The sequence below is a fragment of the Thermodesulfobacteriota bacterium genome (assembly GCA_034189135.1).
Taxonomy (GTDB): Bacteria; Desulfobacterota; Desulfobacteria; order Desulfobacterales; family JAUWMJ01; genus JAUWMJ01.
Window position 1 is genome coordinate 60,582 of record JAXHVO010000021.1, and the last position, 22,143, is coordinate 82,724.

General features: G+C 44.6%; 17 protein-coding genes. 14 read left to right on the plus strand and 3 right to left on the minus strand.

The features are described 5' to 3' along the window. Nucleotides 1-22 precede the first annotated feature (22 nt). The 14 genes from SWH54_02715 to SWH54_02780 all read left to right on the plus strand — a co-directional run bounded on the left by SWH54_02715 (nt 23) and on the right by SWH54_02780 (nt 12,936). Nucleotides 23-874 (plus strand): energy transducer TonB, encoded by an 852-nt coding sequence (locus tag SWH54_02715; protein ID MDY6790159.1) that lies wholly within the window; start codon nt 23-25, stop codon nt 872-874. Between the two features lie 100 nt (nt 875-974). Then, nucleotides 975-2,297 carry a Tol-Pal system beta propeller repeat protein TolB gene (gene tolB, locus SWH54_02720; GenBank protein ID MDY6790160.1) on the plus strand — a complete coding sequence of 441 codons (1,323 nt, stop codon included), beginning with the start codon at nt 975-977 and terminating at the stop codon, nt 2,295-2,297. 30 nt (nt 2,298-2,327) lie between these two features. Continuing rightward, nucleotides 2,328-2,882, plus strand: coding sequence for a peptidoglycan-associated lipoprotein Pal (gene pal / locus SWH54_02725; GenBank protein MDY6790161.1), 555 nt, complete (start codon nt 2,328-2,330; stop codon nt 2,880-2,882). Between the two features lie 107 nt (nt 2,883-2,989). Then, a complete protein-coding gene (ybgF, locus tag SWH54_02730; protein ID MDY6790162.1) occupies nt 2,990-3,829 on the plus strand; it encodes a tol-pal system protein YbgF in 840 nt (279 codons plus the stop codon). A gap of 14 nt (nt 3,830-3,843) precedes the next feature. Further along, on the plus strand, nt 3,844-4,371 hold the full coding sequence (locus SWH54_02735; protein MDY6790163.1) for a crossover junction endodeoxyribonuclease RuvC: 528 nt from the start codon (nt 3,844-3,846) through the stop codon (nt 4,369-4,371). A 9-nt stretch (nt 4,372-4,380) separates the two neighbouring features. Further along, nucleotides 4,381-4,998, plus strand: a complete 618-nt coding sequence (gene ruvA / locus SWH54_02740; GenBank protein ID MDY6790164.1) for a Holliday junction branch migration protein RuvA — start codon at nt 4,381-4,383, stop codon at nt 4,996-4,998. 72 nt (nt 4,999-5,070) lie between these two features. After that, complete coding sequence (ruvB, locus tag SWH54_02745) at nt 5,071-6,114, plus strand: Holliday junction branch migration DNA helicase RuvB (GenBank protein ID MDY6790165.1); 1,044 nt, start codon at nt 5,071-5,073, stop codon at nt 6,112-6,114. Between the two features lie 186 nt (nt 6,115-6,300). Further along, nucleotides 6,301-7,107 (plus strand): SAM-dependent chlorinase/fluorinase, encoded by an 807-nt coding sequence (locus tag SWH54_02750; GenBank protein ID MDY6790166.1) that lies wholly within the window; start codon nt 6,301-6,303, stop codon nt 7,105-7,107. Nucleotides 7,108-7,143: 36 nt separating this feature from the next. Continuing rightward, entirely contained in the window at nt 7,144-8,235 is a 1,092-nt protein-coding gene (locus SWH54_02755; GenBank protein ID MDY6790167.1) for a hypothetical protein, read from the plus strand. A gap of 27 nt (nt 8,236-8,262) precedes the next feature. After that, nucleotides 8,263-8,802 (plus strand): hypothetical protein, encoded by a 540-nt coding sequence (locus SWH54_02760; protein ID MDY6790168.1) that lies wholly within the window; start codon nt 8,263-8,265, stop codon nt 8,800-8,802. A gap of 194 nt (nt 8,803-8,996) precedes the next feature. Beyond that, nucleotides 8,997-9,281, plus strand: a complete 285-nt coding sequence (locus SWH54_02765) for an FmdB family zinc ribbon protein (protein MDY6790169.1) — start codon at nt 8,997-8,999, stop codon at nt 9,279-9,281. A 303-nt stretch (nt 9,282-9,584) separates the two neighbouring features. Beyond that, entirely contained in the window at nt 9,585-9,872 is a 288-nt protein-coding gene (gene groES, locus SWH54_02770) for a co-chaperone GroES (GenBank protein ID MDY6790170.1), read from the plus strand. Between the two features lie 33 nt (nt 9,873-9,905). Continuing rightward, nucleotides 9,906-11,561 carry a chaperonin GroEL gene (gene groL, locus SWH54_02775; GenBank protein ID MDY6790171.1) on the plus strand — a complete coding sequence of 552 codons (1,656 nt, stop codon included), beginning with the start codon at nt 9,906-9,908 and terminating at the stop codon, nt 11,559-11,561. Between the two features lie 238 nt (nt 11,562-11,799). Next, nucleotides 11,800-12,936, plus strand: a complete 1,137-nt coding sequence (locus SWH54_02780; protein ID MDY6790172.1) for a LysM domain-containing protein — start codon at nt 11,800-11,802, stop codon at nt 12,934-12,936. Nucleotides 12,937-13,047: 111 nt separating this feature from the next. Here the strand turns inward: SWH54_02780 and SWH54_02785 are convergent, their stop codons facing one another. The 3 genes from SWH54_02785 to SWH54_02795 form a co-directional block, all read right to left on the minus strand. Beyond that, a complete protein-coding gene (locus SWH54_02785; GenBank protein MDY6790173.1) occupies nt 13,048-14,871 on the minus strand; it encodes a GspE/PulE family protein in 1,824 nt (607 codons plus the stop codon). A 287-nt stretch (nt 14,872-15,158) separates the two neighbouring features. Beyond that, nucleotides 15,159-15,473: a hypothetical protein gene (locus SWH54_02790; protein ID MDY6790174.1), complete on the minus strand. Its 315-nt coding sequence runs from the start codon at nt 15,471-15,473 to the stop codon at nt 15,159-15,161. A gap of 154 nt (nt 15,474-15,627) precedes the next feature. Then, nucleotides 15,628-22,143: a PilC/PilY family type IV pilus protein gene (locus SWH54_02795; GenBank protein MDY6790175.1), complete on the minus strand. Its 6,516-nt coding sequence runs from the start codon at nt 22,141-22,143 to the stop codon at nt 15,628-15,630.

Below are 22,143 nucleotides of genomic sequence, written 5' to 3' on the forward strand. Positions count from 1 at the left end.
TGAAAAAATTAGCTTTAGGGAAATGGTAACTAAAAAAACATACGCCCATACAGATATGTTGCATCCGGACAGGGAAAATACCGGTACATTATTTTTATTTGTCTCTGTTTCCACCGTGTTCCATTTTATTTTTTTTGCTGTTTTGATTTTTTTACCCGATTTTTCCCCCAAAAAAAAGTTTTCCATGGCTGCCATAAATGTCAGCCTGGTTTCGATACCTGATGCGGGAAAACCGGCAGTATCGAGCAACAGAACTTCTGTTACGAGGTTAAACCGCGCTAAAAATTTAACATCAACAAAAAATGCGGCAAAAACGATATCCATTGCACCGCGGAAAATAAAAGTTAAAAAATCGCTTAAAAAAAAGACGTTTAAATCAGATAAGGTGGTAAAAAGCGCCATATCGGAACTTAAAAAAAAGGTTGACGAATCAACACCAAAGCCGATAACCAAAGCCCTTGAACGTCTCAAACGTGAAGTTGAACAAACAGCGCCGGTCAGGCATACAGAAACCAAAGGGGTGACAGGGTCAAATACCGGCACCTATGGAAAGCCCGATGCCAAGGGCGAAAAAACCCCTGAAATCATGCAGATATATAACGCTGAAATTGCCTGGCAAATCAAAAAGAACTGGGTCTTTTCTGAGGACTTCGCACAAAGTAGCTCTGATCTTGAGGCTGCCCTGGCTATTAGAATTGCGTCCAATGGTGAAATTCAGGAAATCTGGTTCGATAAAAAATCAGGGAACAGTTTTTTGGATGATTCAGCGTATAAAGCGATCATGAAGTCTAACCCGCTTCCTCCGCTTCCTAAGGGATTTTCGCTTCCGTATTACACGGTTGGGTTTTTATTCGGACCTAAGGGAATTAAATAGCTCATGGTTCAGAGCGCATGGCTGATATTGAAATGATTAAATCCTTTATTCTACGAGCGTTGAGCTTTGAACCCTGAACGAATAACCATGAAATAACTTAATGAAACGATATCTAATAAAAATATTACCTTTGGTTGCTCTGGCTTTGTTTATCATTCCGGGATTGTCCCATGCGGATTATGATTATATTGACATCAATAATCCTTTCTTGCGTAAAATTCCCATGGCGATTCCTGTCTTTTCCACCCTGCCAAATGCAAAAGCAAAAAAAACGATTTTAAAAAGGGCATCGAATTTACTTTCAGATACGCTTGAATTTACAGGGTATTTCAAGATGCTGGATCGAGACGCCTTCCTTATCGATCCTGACAATGCACCTTTGATTACCCCGAAAATCAACTTTAATAACTGGGTAAGTATCGGGGCTGAGTTTCTTATTACCGGTGGCCTGGCGGAAAAAAATAACACCATTGCCATGGAGCTTCGACTGTTCGATACCTTTAAGGGGAAAAGGCTGGTAGGTAAAAAGTATGAAGGGCCCACCAAGGACCTTCGTCAAATGGTGCGCCGTTTTTGCAGCGAGGTTATCTATCATCTCACCGGCAATCGTGGTATTTTTAACAGTAAAATAGCATTTATATCAACCGGTTCAGGGAATAAGGAAATTTTTATCTGTGATTTTGACGGTTCCAATATAAAACAGCTGACGCAAAATAATCGAATTAACCTTTTCCCGGCATGGTCATCCGATGCAAAATGGATGGCCTATACCTCTTATTTGAATGGAAAACCAGATATTTACATCATAAATTTAAAAAACAAGCATCGCACGTCAATATCCAAAAAAGGCCTCAATATTGCACCGGCATGGAAGCCCGCCAGATTTGAACTGGCAGCCACACTTTCCTTTTCAGGAGATCAGGAAATTTATCTGTTGACTGGAACAGGAAAAATTATTAAAAGACTGACCAGGAAATGGGGCAGCGATGTATCACCGACCTGGTCCCCGGACGGTAAAAAAATCGCCTTTGTTTCCAACCGTGCCGGATCACCTCAAATTTATATAAAGGATATCGCTTCAGGACAGGTTGAAAGGTTGACATTTAACGGCCAATACAATACACAACCAGACTGGTCTCCCCGGGGAGACAAAATTGTCTATTCGTCACTACAGCAAGGAAGAAATAATATTTTCGTGGTTGACATCAAGAATCGGCAACCGACACAGCTTACCTTCGATTCAGGAAACAACGAAGCCCCTTCCTGGTCATCAGATGGAAGCCTGATTGTATTTAGCTCAACACGAAAAGGACCGTCCAGACTCTATATTATGACTGCCTTTGGAACCGACCAGAGGCGGTTGCTTTTTTTACGCGGTGAGCAGACCAACCCAAAATGGTCACCGAATGTTAACAATGAATAGATGACTTTTGATTTTGAAAGGAGGAAAAAAATGCGAAAAAATTTGTGGATAGGTTTAGTGATGCTTTTTTTAATTCCCGGGTTGCTGTTTACCGTATCCTGTGCCCAACAAGAAGTTAAGGATACGACTGAAGAAACAGCTACGGAACCTGAAAAAGCACCTGAAGAAACAGCAACACAGGCAAGTAAAGGAATTCAGCAGCCCACTGAAGACATGACTGCGGAAGAACGAGCCGCTCTGGCAGCACGGAACATGTTCTTGAGCGAAGATATCTACTTCGAGTTTGATAAAGCCACCCTTGATTCAATGGCACAAGATATCTTATCAAGAAAGTCGGACTGGATGCGGGATAACCCTGATGTGGTCGTGAGCATTGAAGGCCATTGTGATGAGCGCGGCACCAATGAATACAATCTTGCCCTGGGCGAAAAACGTGCTGAAAGCGCAAAGTCTTTTCTCGTTGACCTTGGCATTGATGCTTACAGAATTTCAACTGTAAGCTATGGTGAAGAACGTCCTGCAGATGAAGGTCACAACGAAGAGGCCTGGGCCAAAAACAGGCGAGCTCATTTTATTATTCCATAAAATATTTATTCATGAGCCTAAAACAGACCGCCCGCCTTTATGGCGTGCGGTCTGTTTTCCAAAGATCTCTCTGTATCACATGATCAACTATCGTTATTCTTTCTAACATGAAACACGCAATCCCAATTATCATTGTTTTTTTTCTCGTTATGTGCGGATGCGCATCCCAGCAGGATGTAATCATTCTGGATGATCGTCTGGTGGAATTAGAATATCAGCTGTCCAAGATTAAAACGGTCACAAAATCTCAAAAATCCGAGGGTAAAAAATTAAGGGGTCAGTCTGCCGGACTTCGCGCAGAACTCAGCGAAATCAGAGCAGAAATTCAGGCATTAAATGGAAAAATTGAAGAAACCGAATTCCTGCTAAAACAAAATTTAACCGCTTCTTCAAAGGCAGAAGATGATTTAAACAAAAAGTCGGAAAAACGGTTGGAAAGGTTGAAGGAGATTACCGCTTTTAATAAAGAGCGTATTATTCGTATTGAGCAGTACCTGAATCTCGAATTTTCCGAATCCGCCCATAGCCAAAAAACCGGCCTTGCCAAAAAGCCAACTCCCCAAGTTGAAAAAAAACTGACTGAAAATGAACTGTACCAACAGGCAAAACAGGCCTTTGACGAAGGCAACCTTGACGATGCACGCGATAAATTTAAAGAATTGTTGGATCGATACCCAAAATCAAAAAGTGCGGATAACGCCCAATTTTGGATCGGTGAGATCTTTTATCGTGAAAAATGGTATGAAAAAGCAATTTTGGAATATCAGAAAGTGATTGAAAATTATCCCAAAGGGAATAAAGTTCAAGCTTCCCTGTTAAAACAGGGATTTGCCTTTTATAACCTTAAAGATAAACCAAATTCCCGTCTTATTTTTAAAGAACTGATAAAGAAATTTCCCGGATCAAACGAAGCAAAAATTGCAAGAAAAAAGCTAAAAGAGTTCTAACAGGTAATGAACGCATGATGATGAAGATCATCGGCATAGATCCTGGCCTGGCGGCAACGGGTGTTGGCATTGTCAGAGGAACAGGGTTTAAAATCGATGGTTTTTCCTTTGGTGCAATCAACACTTCCAAAAACATCTCTTTGCCAAACCGGCTGGAACAAATCTACTCACGTCTTCTTTCTCTTTTACAAGACGAAAAACCCGACCTTATGGTTGTGGAAGATGTATTTTCCCTTCCCAAATACCCAAAATCGGGTATCACTTTGGGGCGGGTGACAGGAGTGATTATTCTTGCAGGTTGCCAGGCCAATGTCGCCATTAAGGAGATTTCTGTCCGTGAGGCCAAGCAGGCTTTAACCGGAAATGGGAATGCAAGTAAAATACAACTTGAAAAATCAGTGCGAAATTTGTTACACATTGAAACACCGATTAGACCTTACCATGCATCAGATGCCCTGGGTCTTTCAATTATCGGTCTTTATCGCTCCGGAAATGATAACACCCAACTAATCGATAATTCAACTATTTTTAATAACAAGTGACAAAATCGAATGATCGGATATCTAGAGGGCAAACTATTAAAAAAAGAAGAGGATCGCATACTTCTTCTGGTGAACCATGTCGGATATGAAATTCTTCTTCCTTCAATCGTGGCGGAAACTTTAACTAACAAAATTGTTGGCGATGAGCTTTCTCTTTACATCTATTACCAGCAAACTGAAAGGCAGCCAAAACCTGTGCTCATCGGCTTTAATCTGGAAGCTGAAAGGGATTTCTTTCAACTTTTTATTTCCGTTGAAGCGGTGGGTCCATTAAAAGCCGCCCGTGCTATGAAAATTCCTGTTCGTGAAATCGCACGCGCCATTGAAACAGAAAATGCTTCCGTTCTCAAACAGTTAAAAGGTATCGGTGACCGAACTGCTCAGAAAATTATTGCCACGTTAAAAGGCAAAATGGAAAAATTTGTATTAATCAGCAAAGGAGATACGGTTACCGCTCCTGTCTATGTCGATTTTAAAAACCAGGTTCTCAGAGTTCTTGTTGACCAGCTTGGACATAAAACCTCGGATGCAAAACAAATGATCGCCCAAGCATTAAGTCGTAACCAATCTATTGCAACCCCCGAAGAACTCTTTGAAGAAGTATATCGCGGGGAAGTTGTTTCTTAAATGTTGATCTTATAGCTGACCGTTTAGGTAGTTGAGAATATTTAACCCATTATGAATTAGAGAAAAAATCATATGACAGATGATATCATCACACATTCTTCCAATGATCAGGGTATCCTCTCCGGGTCTTGCCTGCCTGTAGACCAGGAACCTGAAATTCTGTCCCTGCGTCCATTAAATTTCTCAGACTATATCGGCCAGTCCGAGATCGTAGAAACCCTCAAAATTGCTATTCAAGCCGCAAAGAAGCGCAACGAGCCGACCGATCATGTTCTTTTCCACGGCCCTCCTGGACTCGGGAAAACCACACTGGCTCATATTATAGCAAATGAAATGGGCGCAAATATCACCGTCACTTCAGGGCCTGCTCTAGATAAAGGCGGAAACCTGATAGGCATTCTGACCCATCTCGAATACGGGGATCTTTTGTTTGTTGATGAAATTCACCGAACGCCAAAGGCGGTGGAAGAGTTTTTATATCCGGCCATGGAAGATTTTGCGGTTGATTTCATGTTTGACAAGGGTTTTCATGCACGAAGTCACCGCTATCGACTGAACCGTTTCACCCTTGTGGGAGCCACCACCCGTGTGGGTCTTTTATCTGCACCTTTGCGGGATCGGTTTGGTATCTTCAGAAGCCTTGATTTTTATAGCGAGACGGATCTGGTTAAAATTTCCCGACGATCAGCCACCCTGCTCGAAACGAAAATTGATGACGAAGGAGCAATAGAACTGGCCAAGCGTTCCAGGGGAACACCCCGGATTTTAAATCGGCTGCTAAAACGAGTACGGGATTATTCTCTGGTTAAGATAGACGGAACAATCTCCCGACAAGCAGTAAAAGCCGCGCTTACTCTTGAAGGTGTTGACGAGAAGGGATTGACCAATCTTGACCGACGCTTTCTTAAAACGATTATCGAATTTTATAATGGCGGCCCTGTCGGTATTGATGCGATTGCCGCCACCCTTCAGGAAGAAACCGATACGCTCGTGGATGTGGTCGAACCGTATCTTTTGAAAATCGGAATGATTATTCGAACATCTTCCGGGCGAAAAGCCTCTGAGTCTGCCTACCGCCATCTCGGATACAGTGTTCAGAAAAAGTTGTTTCGATAACAAAAGAAAGGCAGAAGGCACAAAGGCAGAAGGAAAAAAGAAAATCAAACGTTCAACATCAAATGTTAAATGGGAAATGGTTTGGCAGTTATTACCGAACCTTGAACCTGGAGTGAAGCGATGGCAAAAAAGGCTGAAAACACTTCCGCCTTATGCCTTTGTGCCTCCCGCCTCTTTCTTTAAACTATGTCCATCATTACTCTAACGACCGATTTTGGCACCAGTGATGAATATGCCGGCATAATGAAAGGGGTTATATTGTCTTTAAACCCCTCAGCGGTTATTGTTGATATTACCCACCACATCAACCCACAAGATCTTCTTCAGGCGGCATATACCATTTTTGCTGCTTACAGATATTTTCCACCGGGGACCGTTCATGTGGTTGTGGTGGATCCGACAGTGGGAAGTGACCGAAAAATTATTGCTCTCGAAATAGCCGATCATACTTTTTTAGCTCCTGATAACGGTGTGTTAACCCTGTTATTTTACCAAGGAGATATTGAATCAATTTACCGCATTGATAATGCCAGCTATTTTTTAGATCCTGTCAGCCGTACATTCCATGGCAGAGACATCTTTGCTCCGGTTGCCGCTCATCTTGCCATGGGTGTCTCTTTAAAAAAACTTGGCACACCGGTTGCACAAAAAAAAATAATATGTTTATCTATTCCTCAACCCTATTTGGCAGACAATGGTGAACTTGTGGGCTCTATTGTCTCCATTGATTGCTTCGGCAATTTGATCACCGATATTCAGTTAAGCGATCTGGAAAAGATGGATAAGCGGGTTACCGGCAAAAAACTTTGCATCATGGTGGGCCGGGAAAAGATTATCGGTTTGTCGGAGAATTACAGCAGTGTGGTTGCCGGCCATCCCCTGGCTATCATTGGCAGCCGAGAATATCTTGAAATATCAGTAAATGGCGGTAATGCCGCAAATTACTTTATGATGGAAAAAGGGGATTCTGTCAGGATACGTCAGCTAAAATGAATTCAGCTAAACTTAAGAAGGTAATATAATAAAACAATGCCGAACAATTCCAAATCAAAAACTGCAAAAAGGGTTCGACAGTGGACCCTTTTAATTATCAGTAATCGTGGAAAATCAATAACAATTAAATGGTTTAAAACATTGGCAATTACTATCGCATCCGTTTTGCTTGTTGCCATAGCTGCCAGCGCATGGCTGGGTTTTATTTACAAAAACTCAAGTGAATCAAACAAAATGCTGCGAATTGATGTTAAGAATTTACGACATAAAATTAATTCCCTTGAACATGAAAAAGATATTCTCATGGCCAGGCTTATTTTAACCGAATCAAGGGTCGAAGAAAACCTGTCGAAAACAGGTGGTGGTGTTGTTTCTGCCAAAACAACCGATCAAGACTCTGATACTGACCAAAAGGAACTGCAGCCTAAAAACCATATTAGCGTCTCGGCAGATAATCTGATCGTATATCATCAACCGGATTTAAATACCCTGAGAGTTCAATACATGCTGAGAAATACCGGATCCAAAGCACATGCAGTTGCCGGTAGATCGGTGGTGATATTAAAAAACAAGGGAGACAACGATCAGAAAAAATGGCTCGTTCTTCCGCATGTTCCACTGGTTTCAGGAAAACCAACCGGTAAAAAAGGACGTTATTTTTCAATCTTCAATTTAAAAACAATGAAATTCAGAGCCAACGACCAAACCGGTCCAGGCCAATTTAATACCGCCACCGTCTATATATTTTCCTCTACAGGAGAACTGATTCTTGAAAAAGACTTTCCCATCGGAATAAAATTCAAAACACTTCCGGCTCCGAAGAAAAAGAAACCATCGCTGTTGCCTGTCAAGAAAAAGACCGCTCCGGTTTTACCTCCTAAGCAAAAGAAGCCCGAAGCAACCCCTGCCGTGGAGAAAACACCTGTTGCCACTCCCCTTAAAGAAAAAAAGAAGCCGGATACTTCATTGGCGGGTGATAAACAAACCGTTGCTCCTTCTGATGAAGCTTCTAACGCCGAAGTCTCTTCATCAGAAAGTGATAAAAAAACTCCCGGCCAGGTAGAATCTGTTGAACAAACCCCGAGTTTGAAGGATACGGATGAATCTACTAAAATTATAGCGGAATAATTTCGCAATTTATTCACTTTAACCAATATGGATAAACTGAAACAATTCACTTCCGATCAGCTTGACATTGTAAACAGCTCGGTTGAAACCGCTGAAGACCTTGTGAGCAATTTTTATAAGATGTCCACCAGTCAGTGGCTTAGGCGGAGATATGATATAAAGACACTGGCAAATCTGAGTTCTGACGAAATTGTAAACGGGCCTTTTGCTCAGATCATCCGTTATGTCGGCCAACATAAAAACAGCTCCCTGGGTTCTTCCACATACGATTTTTACAAGATATGCCTCCAGGACCATTCAATCTGCGAAACCCTGAGTCAATCCGACGGTCTGGAACTTTTTCCTTTTACCCTCTACATCATCACCCATGAACTCATCCATATCGTCAGATTCACCAAATTTCTGCAAAGTTTTGATGCTTCACCGGATGAAAAAATGAAGGAAGAAACCAGAGTGCATCACCATACTCACAAAATTCTAAAACCGGTTAACATTGCGGGCCTTGCCAAAGTATTTGAGTTCTACAGCAACTGGCATACCCCGCTGGAAGGCCTGCGAAACACCTGAGCAGCATAGAGGTTTGCCAACATCATATCGACTCGTAAAAAATGCAGCCGCTGCTGGATTTAAAGAGTAAAAAACTTGAGTGATTTATTGCTTGACAACCCGGATTTCCTGTCTATATTAGTTTAGCTCAAATTTTACCGGTTCAACGCTTTACATAACTTTAAATATCAAATTATTACGGAGAGTTTAGCGAAATGCCTATCTATGAATATGAATGCACCCAATGCGGTAAAATAGAAGAAGCCATCCAAAAATTTTCCGACAAACCCTTAACAAAATGCAAGCACTGCTCTGGAAAACTTCACAAACTTATCTCTCAAAACAGCTTTCATCTTAAAGGAACCGGTTGGTATGTCACGGATTATGCAAACAAATCCCAAAGCTGTTCCGCTCCGACCGGAAAAAAAGAAGAAACCGCTTCCGTTGACAGCCCGGCATCAGCCAGAAAAAAAACCAAGTCGAAAAAACCTGCTGATTAACCGGCAACCTGTTGGCTGTCAGCCTTAAAGTTTTTTGCCTTATTTTAGATTTAGCCCCATTATTACCGACAACCCAGCAGTCCCGTTCAACCGAATGCATGTCAATTCACTGGTCGATTCCGAAACCCATAAAAAAATTTTTTCCAACTCTTTACAAATATAAATGTGTGCTTATTATTATTGGCAATGTGAAGACATTTCGCCAATTTAGGTATGAACATTTCGTAAAAAATTATTCCTTATTTTTCACGAAACCATCAACACTAAATAAAAATACGTTTAAAGAAAAGGAGAATTTGCACCATGAAACTTAGACCATTACAGGATCGAATTTTAGTACAGCGTATGGAAGAAGAAACAACCACCAAGGGAGGAATCATCATCCCGGACACGGCCAAGGAAAAACCGGCTGAAGGTAAGGTTGTTTCTGTCGGCAATGGAAAGATCGGAGATGATGGCAAGAGAATTCCTCTTGAAATTAAAAAGGGTGATCGCATTCTATTCGGGAAATATTCCGGTACTGAAGTAAAGATCGAAGGCGATGAATATCTGATCATGCGAGAGGACGACATTCTCGGTATAATCGAATAAAAACCATATAAATAAAATGAAGGAGAGATCAAGATGGCTAAAATTATTAAATACGATTTGAAAGCCCGTGAAGCCATGCTAAACGGGATTAAAACTCTTGCTAACGCTGTTGTCGTTACCCTGGGGCCCAAAGGAAGAAACGTGGTCCTTGACAAATCATGGGGTTCGCCAACAGTGACTAAAGACGGTGTCACTGTTGCCAAGGAAATCGAACTGGAAGACAAATTTGAAAACATGGGCGCTCAGATGGTTAAAGAGGTTGCCAGCAAAACAAGTGATATGGCAGGAGACGGAACAACGACCGCTACTGTTCTGGCCAGGGCGATTTATGAAGAAGGGCAGAAACTTGTAGCCGCCGGCAACAACCCAATGGCTATAAAACGCGGCATCGACAAAGCGATAGATGTGGCTGTTAAAGAGCTCCATAATATCAGTAAACCCACCAAAGACCAGCGGGAAATCGCACAGGTAGGAACCATCTCCGCTAATAATGACGAAACCATAGGAAACATTATTGCCGAAGCCATGAACAAGGTGGGTAAAGAAGGTGTCATTACAGTTGAAGAAGCCAAGGCAATGGAAACCACCCTCGAAGTTGTAGAGGGTATGCAGTTTGACCGTGGATACCTTTCGCCCTACTTTGTGACTGATCCGGAAAAAATGGTCACCTCACTGGAAGATCCTCTTATTCTCATCAATGAAAAAAAGATAAGCAACATGAAAGACCTGCTTCCTGTACTTGAACAGGTTGCAAAAATGGGAAAACCCCTGATGATCATTGCTGAAGACGTAGAAGGTGAAGCCCTGGCAACACTTGTGGTAAACAAGCTGCGGGGAACACTGAACGTTGCGGCCGTCAAAGCCCCGGGATTTGGTGATAGAAGAAAAGCCATGCTGGAAGATATCGCCATTTTGACCGGCGGTCAGGTTGTATCCGAAGATCTGGGAATTAAACTGGAAAACCTTACTGTAGCAGATCTTGGTAAGGCAAAACGTATTACCATAGATAAGGACAACACCACTATTGTCGACGGTGGAGGTGCCCGTAGCGCCCTGGAAGGCCGGGTAAAACAGATTCGAGCCCAGATCGATGAAACCACATCCGACTACGACCGTGAAAAACTCCAGGAGCGCCTGGCAAAGTTGATCGGCGGAGTGGCGGTGATTAATGTCGGTGCAGCCACTGAAACCGAAATGAAAGAAAAGAAAGCCCGTGTGGAAGACGCATTGAATGCAACCCGTGCCGCTGTTGAAGAAGGTATTGTCCCCGGCGGCGGTGTGGCACTCGTTCGCTGCCTTGACCTCCTGGCCAAAATTAAAATCAAGGCGGACCAGAAACTGGGTGTAAAAGTGGTGATGCGCGCCATTGAAGAACCCCTTCGTCAGATTGCCAATAATGCCGGTGTTGAAGGCTCCGTTGTGATCGACAAGGTTAAAAACGGTGAGGGCGCGTTTGGCTATAATGCGGATACGGACAACTATGAAGACCTGATTAAAGCAGGCGTGATCGACCCCACCAAGGTGGTCCGTTACGCACTGCAGAATGCGGGAAGTGTTTCCTCTTTGATGCTGACCACAGAGGCCATGATTGCCGACAAGCCTGAAGAAAAGCAGGAGGCCATGCCGGCCGGTGCCCCGGGTATGGGCGGCGGAATGGGCGGAATGGGCGGAATGGGCGGAATGATGTAATCTTACCCTGCCCCGTTACTGTAGATTTTACAAAAAGCCTTCATGCGCTTTTGCATGAAGGCTTTTTGTATTTACCTCTTGGGATAACATGTAAAAGCTTGACAACTCTATGCCAAGCAGGCTATTATTATACGGTCGTTAAGTTGCTGGGTGGTTAAATTGGTGACTCAGCCATTCAACTATTTATCCACTTAACGATGCCTGACATTCACACCAAACCAAAAATCGGGGTATCTTTATGAACTGCACCAATACATTCAAGACAACTCTGTTAGCACTCGTTTTTCTTACGGCTCTTTTTGTCTTCCCTCTATCGGCCGGTGCTGATGAGAAAGAAACGGCATCAGAAGCCGTTTCAAGTCAAGACATTGAACAAGAGGTGGTAGAAACCGAAACCGGTTTTTATTATACGGTCAAAAAGGGAGATACGCTGTGGGACCTTTCACAGAAATTTTCCGACACGCCCTATCTCTGGCCGGATTTGTGGAGCAACAACTCTCAAATAGCCAATCCCCACCTGATCTATCCCGGCCAGCGGATTCGCCTTTTTCGCCGAACAGATATTGAAAAAGAAGCCCGGCCGGCAATAGAAGAAAAACCCATTGAGACAAAAGCGCCACCACTAGAAGTTGTACCGGAAGAAGTTCCGCAAATAGCGACACAGGAAATCTCCGAAGTAAAACCGGTGTCCAAAATCTACCGCTATAGCGGTATGGATGGTGTTGGTTTTATAAAAAGAAAGGCGCTGACCCCAGTAGGTATCATCTTCAAGGTTAAAGAAGATAAAAAACTGATTAGCGCTGGCGATATCGTTTATATCAGCCAAAACAAAAACAACTCGCTTATTCCTGGTGGAAAATACACTGTTTATCGAAACCCTGAGCCGATTTATGATGATGCAAAAGGAAAATACATCGGGATACAGCATTATCTTTTAGGCATTGTCGAGGTTACCAACACAGCGCCTCGCTTTGCCATAGCAACAGTAACCCGCTCGTTTAGCAACATAAAGGTTAACGACAAACTGATGCCTTACAAAAGACGCCCCATAAAAATTGTACAACAAAAAAGCAAGGAAGGTCTTCTGGGTAAAATTATAATGTCAGAAAATCATAATCTCCTTATTGGAGACAATACCACCGCCTTTATCAATAAAGGTGAGGCTGATGGCGTAAAACCCGGTCAGTATTACAGTATTTTTTATCAGGAAAAAAGCAAAATCGCTTCGACATCGTGGAAAAAAGTTCCCCTTGATGCCGTCATTTTCGGAAAACTTATCGTTCTTCACACGGAAAAAACCACATCAACCGTGTATATAACCTCAACCAATAGGCAAATTGATCCGGGATCAAGAATCTGTACGCCACTGGAATAGGAAATACTCAGGTAAGTAGGCTGAAGGTATAAGGCTGAAGTTAATGAAACAGCGGTATCAATTCGTATCATTTTTTCCTTCAGTCTTCAGTCTTCCACCTATAAAGCTTTTTCATAAACTCTCCCAAGTAACCCGGAGAACTTCCTGGTAAGTGGTTATGCCTTCAAGAAGTTTTCTGATTGCACTTTCACGCAGGGTGGCCATTCCTTCTTCTCTGGCCTGGGCTTTTATCTTTTCAATATCCGTATCTGCAGTTGTCATCTGCTTTAACGACTCACTGTAAGGAAGCACTTCGAATATTCCGATCCTGCCGCGGTATCCGGTGTTGCGACATCTGATACAACCGGTTCCCCGGCTCAGTTTAAGCTTACCTTTTTTCCCCACTTCTATGCCCATGCGAGATAGTTCCAGCGCATCCATTTCATAAGATTCCTTGCAATAGTTGCATATTTTCCTGACCAGCCGCTGACTCAGAACACCAACAATAGTGGCCTGAATCAGGTAGGCCGGTATCCCCAGGTCCAGAAGTCGTGTGATTGAAGTGGGTGCATCGTTGGTGTGAAGGGTAGATAGTACAAGATGTCCGGTCAGTGCGGCTTGAACCGCATTCCTGGCCGTTTCAAGGTCTCTCATCTCTCCGATCATGATGATATCCGGATCCTGTCTTAATATGTTTCTTAATATATTGGCAAAGGTAATATCTATCACCGGTTGCACGGCAATCTGGTTAAAATCCTCGTGTACCATTTCTATGGGATCTTCTACGGTGACTACATTTTTTTCCGTGGTGGAAAGTTTGCGAAGAGTTGAATAAAGCGTGGTCGATTTTCCGCTTCCGGTTGGGCCACAAACCAGTACAATTCCATGGGGCATGCTAACGAACCTGTTGTAACGTTCCAGATCGGTAGGGGTAAAGCCCAAGCCGTCTAAATCCTGGAAAAGCACCTCAGGGTCCATCACTCTCATGACCACTTTTTCACCAAAGGCAACCGGAACAGTGGATATCCGTATCTCCACTTCCACGCCGCCCTTATCTGTTTTTATCCGGCCGTCCTGGGGTCTTCTCTTTTCAGCCATATTCAATCTTGACAAAGTCTTTATCCTGCTAACTATGGCGTTATGAACTTTCCGGGGAAGCTGATAGACCGTATGTAATACGCCGTCAATCCTCATCCGCACCAGTACGGTTTCCCTTTTGGGCTCAATATGTATATCACTTGCTTTCTGCTCAAATGCATAAACAAGGATATGGTTTACCGCATTGACTATATGCTGATCGGTAGATGGGAGTTCATCGGATGTTTTTAATTTAACATACTGTTCCAGATTGCCGATATCAACGGAAGGGCTGGCAAACATATCTTCCGCTGCGGCAATGGAACGTTTAAATCCGAAAAATTCGTTCAGCAGCTTTATGATATCGCTTTTCGAACTGAGTACAGTCTTTAGTTTCAGGTTGCTCACCCTTCGAATATCATCCATGACTTCCAGGTTTAATGGATGCGAAGACGCCACGGTCAGGTATCCGTCTTTGATATCAATGGGTAGCACCAGGTTTTTCATGGCAAAGTTACGGTGGAGGGTGGTGGTAACCAGATTAAGATCCAGTTGCAAGGGATCGATCTTTTTATAAGGGATTTTCCATTCTTTTGCCAAAACCTGGTAAATGGCTTCCTCATCAACCAGCCCTGATTTACCGTCCGCCCGGGAAAGTTTTAAATAGTCTATAATATCAATTATATTTGTAGAAATGATATTTTTTGCCCCTGAAGCAAAAGACACATGCTGATCTGCATTTTTTTTTGCCAGCTTTCTTTCAACCGATATGCTTTTTTTGAAAATCTCTTTTACCTGGTCTTGAGAAATAAGACCATTTTTTAAAAGAACCTTGCACACATTCTTTTCGGTAAACGCATTGTTCAAATCAACAGCCATGTAAAAAACCTTTCATACAAACTTCGCTATTTCAAATCTCATCATATATCTATAAAATTAACCTTAGGTCTTGATATATCTTAGAATTGCAAATTAATCGTAAAAGCGGGCTGGGTTTTAAGATCCATTGTCCAAGGCTAAGCGCTTTCATCTATACTCACTCTATTTTATTTTAGTTTCTTTTGCTAAAATAATCAAGTTGTTTATCAGCCATAAAAAAAGCCCTCCCCTCCCCAAGCACAGGAAAAGAAAGGCTTTCTTTTTTTCATACTGTCGTCAAGCGGAAACTATTTCTTTCTGACCACAAGAAGAATGATTTCAAGCTTGGAATTCACATGGTAAAGCACCTTATTCCCTTTTTTCAGACTCGACCTGGATAAATAGTCTCCATTTTCATACTGAAGCATTGGGGAACTGGAAAAAGTCAAAAGGGTATCATTAATGATTATTTTTCCATCTCCTGCGATCTTTTGAATGATGCCTTCTCCCATGGTGTTCGGTTCCACCATTGCCGGATATTTTGTATCTTTTTCCGATGCTGCAAAGCCCGGTGCTACTGCCAGCATCATAATAATTATCAATCCGGTACATATATATTTCATGGATATTACCTCCTTTATCAGGTATTCAGGTTGAAGACCGAAGGACAAAGGCTGAAGCGATCCGATAGCCTCTCACCTTCAGTTTATCTACCTGAGTATAAATGTTTAAATTCTTTTTTGCTATCAGCTATTTCCTATCAGCTATGAGCTATATCTACTCTATTTCCCTCCAGGAAAACAGTCCCTTTTCTTCATCCGTCTGGTCTGTGGTGGTAATATTTCCTGATGATGTACTGTAGTAGTATCTGGCGATGCCTCCTGGTAGCGATAAAACAGCAGGCGGGTAATAAATGCCTGTTTTCTTCCATCCTGTTGGTGGAACCCATATGGGGTTGTTTGCGGACCCGATGTTTATCATATCCTGCATGTCGATTGTTCCGTCACTGTTTATGTCAAAGAAAGCTGCATCGAGTCTGCTGCCGTCACAGGCGTCCATACTCATAAGTATGGAATCTCCACCTGCTCCGCATGGTGAATCGGATGGAATAGTGGTAATCACATTCAATACATAGTCTCTGACAAACACATTCATTATCGACCTTTCACTGGTTGCGGGAAGGTCAAAATACCACCCAGCATGGCTGTTAGGGGGATCGCTTGATAGTGAGTACAAGCTGATCTGATTGTCACTTAGTACACGGAATTTCTCTCCACCAACATCTCCAAAAAAAGCTTGAGTTTGGTTCTGCAGGGTGACACCCTGAGCGTTTGCAGACAAAGCACCGTTTCCGTCAAGATTGGAAAGCATCCTGGGGGATCCGGCGGTTAAATGGCCCAGGTATTTGTCCGGACCTGTTTCACCTCCTGCTGTCCAATGATCCGCCCAGTCCCATATTCCATATACGGTTTGTACACTGGTATCTAAAAAGTCGGTATTCCCTATATATCTGCCGGTGCCGAATAAAACCATATATCCCTCTTTATCGATACCACACTGTCGCATCACATCCGGTTTCATGGTAATAGGCTGAGAAAATCCCAGTTCGCTCTTTGCCTGGAACAAGGGTTTTTTGTTTACGCCGTCGCTATAGGCAATCTCCCAGCTCCCCGTGTTGTTTGCCGTAAGGTCGAATTTCCACATATTGCCCAGAAGATCACCGGCAAAGGCATAGTCCACCTTTTTATCCAAATTAATATCAATGAGCACCGGGGTGGAAAGGCCGTTACAATCGACCGCACTTCCGGCTCCCGTATCGATTTTTCTGAGGAGCGTTCCTGTTGCCGCATCAAAAACATAAAGGACCGCCTTGTTATCGGTACTGTCATATCCGTTTCCTAAAATCACAACCTTGGAGCCGATATTGGAATCAACGATAAAGGCCCTGGAGAAACCATACCCCATATCCGGGTCAGGCGAGTTGTCAGGATCGGAGGAATCGGGATATTCCCACTCTACTATATCGGCCGCAGTTGCAGCCGACTCAGGATCACCAACCGTGTCGATATCGGTTACATTCAGGCAGTAGAGCCCCTTTCCTCCTTTTCCCATGGTGCCCACCAGCAGGTCCTTTGCTCCCACCCTTGCGGCAAAAGGTGCTTGATCAATAAAATAGGTATGGTTATAACCCGGGTTCGGCATGGTTAAGTTGACCAGGTTGTCAAAGACCAATCTGGGTATATAGGCAAATATCTCATTGCCGGTGTCTTTGTGGAAGGCATGAAGCATACCGTCGTTGGAACCGACATACAGTACATTATCTAAAAGCAGCGGGGTGGAGTGCACAATATCGCCCAGTTTGCTGCTCCTGGATCTGAAACTGTAGGTGCCGCCCTGGCCCTGTTCGTTGGTTGTGTCACCTCGTATATAATTTACCATAGCGGTCTGTTCCGCTGCAGTTGCTGCCAAAAGTGAAAGCTGGGCCGCAGGTATTTCGCTATCCCTAAACGCGATGCCGTCTGTTCCGTTATGGGTGATGATTCTTCGGCCCGTATTCCAGTCTAAACTCTCAAGTTGAGTATGCGCGGACCACTTTTCGGGATCCATAATTACATTTCCCGTATGTTCATCAACATCAAGGGCTTTAATGTCCCCTGTCCATGTGGCGGTATCATAAATTCCCTGAAAAATAACCGTCTCAGAATGCAATTCCTGGGAGTTGATGGAAACCGCTGAACCTGAACCGATCCTTTCCTGGATTGATTGCATGATGGCGTTCAGCGCATCGATCATGTCCTGGGGGTTTGCCGCGCTGAGGTACTGACCCCTGCCGTTCACAGCACCATGAAACATATCGTCGACTCTGGCCTGATTCGTGCTCACATCCGGCCAGGTTGGGCAGATCGGATTCGGAAGGATGGCCGGTCCACTCGGGCAGTTGGCATAGTCGTCCGGATCAATCGTACCGAATACCCCGAAAGATACAAAATATGAAACAATATGCTGGTGAGTGGCGCTGTCTCTGGCATTTACCGGTACCAGGTCTTCCAATGCAACGGACAGGTCCCTTTCGTAATAATGCATGGCAATGTCGGCCAGTGTATTGGAATAGGTGTCGCCAAACAATCCCCCGTCCCAAATGGTGCTATTGTCCCCGTCCGCATTGCCGATCGCCGGTGCACCACCGTTATAATACCCGTCCGTCATCACGATTACAAAGTTCTGCTGGCACGCTCCCCCTGCGGCAGCGCCTGCGATGGGTGAAGCACCCAGACCCGCAGGATTGATCCCGTCACTAGCGTCGAGATATTGTCCTACCTTTACAAAAGCGTTCCTTAAGGGTGTCCAACCACTGGGGTAAACATTATTATACAAAGTTGCCAACAAAGTATCTGTCTGATCCGGCACACCTTCCACATCCACCGGCAGCACCGGCTGATTGACCCTGTTTTGAATGGAATGCATCCCTATACTCACATTCTCCATATCCTCAATCACCCGTGAAACTCCGGCCTTGGCCGCCTTATCACTGGTCCGGTAATAGGTAAACCAGTTGACAAAATTCTGGCGCTCCTGGACATAGCTTCTGCCGGTCACAATTCCTGCAGGCGGGGCCGTTAAGGTCAATTGGTTAAAATTGGTAATATTGCCCCTGGCGGCAACCACTGCCGGGTCAACCCGGTAGTAACTGATGGCGCCGGCAGCGCCGGCTCCGTCAATATTAACCAGATAAATTTCATCATTATCCCGAGTGCTGTCTCCATCATCGTCATTCCAGATGAAATAACTGGCATAAGAAATAGTCTGGACGGTCGGGGTTGACGCATTAAAGTTATAAGTTCCCAATGACGTCCATCCGTCTGCAGTCTGCTGGTCGATACTTATTGTAGCTCCCTGCTGAACATTGCCGGAATATATTCTATAATCGGCCGCGTTCACCCATGTGTAATAGTCATCTATATGTTTTTCCACCGTATACTGCCCAGTTACCGGAACTGTTAAAATCCACGTCATGGGATCGGTCCAGGTCAAGCAATGAGTCCCGTTGATCCAGCTGCTTCCTCCCCAAGTCCCTGTCCAGTCCTCTCCGGAAAATTCAGCATCCGAGTTGTCCACGGTGACGGTTATTCCGGCTGTAGCTGTAGCGGGAACACCGGTCAGTCTCACTGCATCTGCACTGGCATAAGACCCACTTGTATATGCCCCTCGCTCAACGGTTATATACTCCGGTCCGGCTACCAAGTTCAAATAAGGGTTTCCATTAATATTAAAAGCCGCGCTGCTGATATTCGGATTGGTCGTCACCGGGTAATTCCTGGGATTATCCAGATCGGCATTAGCCAGGTTGCCTGTCCCCAGATGATTGGGCCAGGGCGTATAGGTCGCATTGGGATTGTAGTACAGCGGATTTGTTGTCGAACAGTTCCGCTCCCACCCGCTGGGATTGACCCCGCCGACAGGTAATCTTGTATTACTCATACTTCCGGAATCGTCCAGCACAAACATGATATTTGCCGGGGCCGCCTGTACCTGGGTTTCCAACGGTACATCAGCGATGTTTACGCACTTTTCTTCCGCCCCGCATGGCCGGTCACCGTCATAGCAGTCTTCATCCACACCGTTGCCGCATATTTCCTTTGCGCCCGGGTAAATGGCTGAATTGGTATCATCGCAGTCGCCTGCGTTTTCCGAATAACCGTCGCCGTCATTATCGGTATCATCGGCAGTGCACACCAGATCGCTTCCGTCGCAGTCCTGATCGATTAGATCACCACATATTTCCGTGGCACCGGGATATATGGTTGCATCATTATCATCACAGTCACCTTCCAGCAAAGTAAACCCGTCGCCGTCGTTATCAACTTCGCAGGATACATCCATACCGTTGCAGTCCTCATCAATGCCATTTCCGCATATTTCCGGGGCTCCGGGATATATGGATGCATCAGTGTCGTTGCAGTCCCCCTGGTTTATTGTGTATCCGTCTCCATCGTTATCAACATCCGGATCAAGTCCGGGTGTGGTAAAAAATGCGGTAACGATTCGGTCCTGATCCATAACAACCGTTGCAGTCAAAGGGCCGGTGACAGTTACTCCGCCGGTCCAGTGGGAAAATGTCCAGCCCGCAACGGATTCCGTGGCAGCAAGGTTAATGGTGGTACCCTCCAATATAGTATACACTCCGGTACCGCCTCCGGGAGGAGTGGCCGATACATCTCCCTCACCTGATTGTGCCAGAGAAAGATCATAGGTTTGGTCTTCAAAGCTGGCGGTCACGGTTTGATCGCCATTCATTAAAATCGTTGTCTGTTCCAGGTCTGGCTCTGCCACACCACCTGTCCATCCTGCGAACTGCGATCCCGGTCCTGGAATCGCTGATATTGGAATATCCATACCGCATGTAAAGGTATGCGGACTTCCGGTATCGTCAGGAATAACCGTACCGCTGGCTGTGCCACTAAGAGATATTGACGTGGTAAGATCGCATTCGTCATCGAGGATTGTACATGTGGCCGGAGTTCCGCTGACCGTCTGGTTGGCCCCGGGTGTGATGGTGATGTCAAAAGTCTCACCATCGTCATTAACGGCGTCATCCATGATCGCTATGATAATATCACCGGAGGTATCCCCTGCAACTATGTTCACTGCGCCGATAGCTGTGGTATAATCGCTGCCTGCTGTTGCTGAACCGGTGTCTACCGTAGCATAAGCAACCGACGCACCGCCTGGAACCTGCTGATCAAGCGTTACGGTGAAGGCTACCGTACCGGCATTTTCTGATACTGACTTGGAAGCCTCCAGAGAAGCGTTGTATGTGTCACCGTTGTCGTTAATCGTGCCAATACCCTGGTTGTCGGTGATGTTCCCGTTGCCGCTGCAACCGGTTAAATTTACATTAAAGGTTTCTGCCACTTCATATAAAGTATCGTCAGCGATTGGTACCGAAATCGTACCGGTGGTATCCCCCGCAACAATTGTCAGCGTGCCGGAGGTGGTGCTATAATCACTGCCCGCTGCGGCTGTGCCATCTGCTGTAGCATAATCGATGGAAACATCCGTATCGCCCGGTGCATTGGCAAGCATAACCGTAAAATCGGCTGATCCGCCATCCTCAGCAATAGTGACATCATCGATTGAGATACCATACTGATCATCGTTGACAATCGTGCCCGTACCGGTCGTATCGGTACCGTTAAAATTACCATCCCCACTGCTCACGGTAACATCAAAGGTCTCATCCGCCTCAACCGTGGGATCACCCCCTGTAGCAACATCAAAAGTGACGACCTGGCCGGCAGCACCGGCAGGTATCGGTAATATGGTACCTATATGCTGCGTATAATCCAAATCCGCCAGTGTCGCTGTCCCATCAGTCGTGGTGTATGAAGCATTAACAGCCATGGATCTGGCCACATCCATCGTCACCGAAAACGTAACATTAGATCCTTCAGCGGCAGATGGACTGTCAACCGTCATGCCAAACTGATCATCATTATTAATTGTTCCGGTGCCCGTGGCGGGAATGCCATCCCAATGAGGTGGCAAGCTGGTTACGGAAACCGAAAACGTCTCGTCTGCCTCAACCATTGTATCTGCCGTGGTAGGCACATTAAAGGTGTAAGTGGTGCCTATTGAAGAAGGAGGAAGAAACGTAAAAGGAAGCGGCGTACTATCATAATCAGTCCCGCCACCCGTTGCCGTTACATCAGTTAGGTTAAGTGTTACCGGCACTGCCACATCAACTTCAGTGTTCAGTGTGACCGTGAATTGAATATCAGAACCTTCATCGTTCGCTGCGTTGTTTACTGTTATGTTAAATGTGTCATCATTGGTAATCGTGCCTGTAGCGGGTCCTGTTACAGTATCTCCATCTAGAGGAGTCAAGGTAACCGTGAAAGTCTCATCAGCTTCAACTTTGGTATCTCCAGTGACAGTTACATCAAATGTATCTGTAGCTCCAACGGTTTGACCATTGTTAAATGTTACTGTACCTGTGGCATCAGAATAGTCTCCGTCACTCGTTGTAGCTGTTCCATCAGATGTCGCATAATCAAATCTGCTAATAGGGGAAACAGTGCCACTGGTAATAGTAACAGTGAAAGTATATATTGTTGGGCCTGCATTACCCTCTACAACAGATGGGGCACCGATAGATACTTCTATAGCCGCTGCACTGCCCGCAAAACAAAACACACCCATGAATAAACTGAGGAAGGCGATGGTCATGATCTGCCAACGTACCGCTTTCCTACCCATCGTTTTTGAATTTTTATGTGTTAGGTTGTGTAACAT

Coding starts and splice junctions, on each gene's coding strand:
- SWH54_02750 (MDY6790166.1), top strand. CDS start 6,301: ATGTCCATCATTACTCTAACGACCGATTTTGGCACCAGTGATGAATAT.
- SWH54_02795 (MDY6790175.1), bottom strand. CDS start 22,143: ATGTTACACAACCTAACACATAAAAATTCAAAAACGATGGGTAGGAAA.
- groL (MDY6790171.1), top strand. CDS start 9,906: ATGGCTAAAATTATTAAATACGATTTGAAAGCCCGTGAAGCCATGCTA.
- ybgF (MDY6790162.1), top strand. CDS start 2,990: ATGAAACACGCAATCCCAATTATCATTGTTTTTTTTCTCGTTATGTGC.
- SWH54_02735 (MDY6790163.1), top strand. CDS start 3,844: ATGATGATGAAGATCATCGGCATAGATCCTGGCCTGGCGGCAACGGGT.
- tolB (MDY6790160.1), top strand. CDS start 975: ATGAAACGATATCTAATAAAAATATTACCTTTGGTTGCTCTGGCTTTG.
- SWH54_02765 (MDY6790169.1), top strand. CDS start 8,997: ATGCCTATCTATGAATATGAATGCACCCAATGCGGTAAAATAGAAGAA.
- groES (MDY6790170.1), top strand. CDS start 9,585: ATGAAACTTAGACCATTACAGGATCGAATTTTAGTACAGCGTATGGAA.
- SWH54_02785 (MDY6790173.1), bottom strand. CDS start 14,871: ATGGCTGTTGATTTGAACAATGCGTTTACCGAAAAGAATGTGTGCAAG.
- SWH54_02780 (MDY6790172.1), top strand. CDS start 11,800: ATGAACTGCACCAATACATTCAAGACAACTCTGTTAGCACTCGTTTTT.
- pal (MDY6790161.1), top strand. CDS start 2,328: ATGCGAAAAAATTTGTGGATAGGTTTAGTGATGCTTTTTTTAATTCCC.
- ruvB (MDY6790165.1), top strand. CDS start 5,071: ATGACAGATGATATCATCACACATTCTTCCAATGATCAGGGTATCCTC.
- SWH54_02790 (MDY6790174.1), bottom strand. CDS start 15,473: ATGAAATATATATGTACCGGATTGATAATTATTATGATGCTGGCAGTA.
- ruvA (MDY6790164.1), top strand. CDS start 4,381: ATGATCGGATATCTAGAGGGCAAACTATTAAAAAAAGAAGAGGATCGC.
- SWH54_02760 (MDY6790168.1), top strand. CDS start 8,263: ATGGATAAACTGAAACAATTCACTTCCGATCAGCTTGACATTGTAAAC.
- SWH54_02755 (MDY6790167.1), top strand. CDS start 7,144: ATGCCGAACAATTCCAAATCAAAAACTGCAAAAAGGGTTCGACAGTGG.
- SWH54_02715 (MDY6790159.1), top strand. CDS start 23: ATGGTAACTAAAAAAACATACGCCCATACAGATATGTTGCATCCGGAC.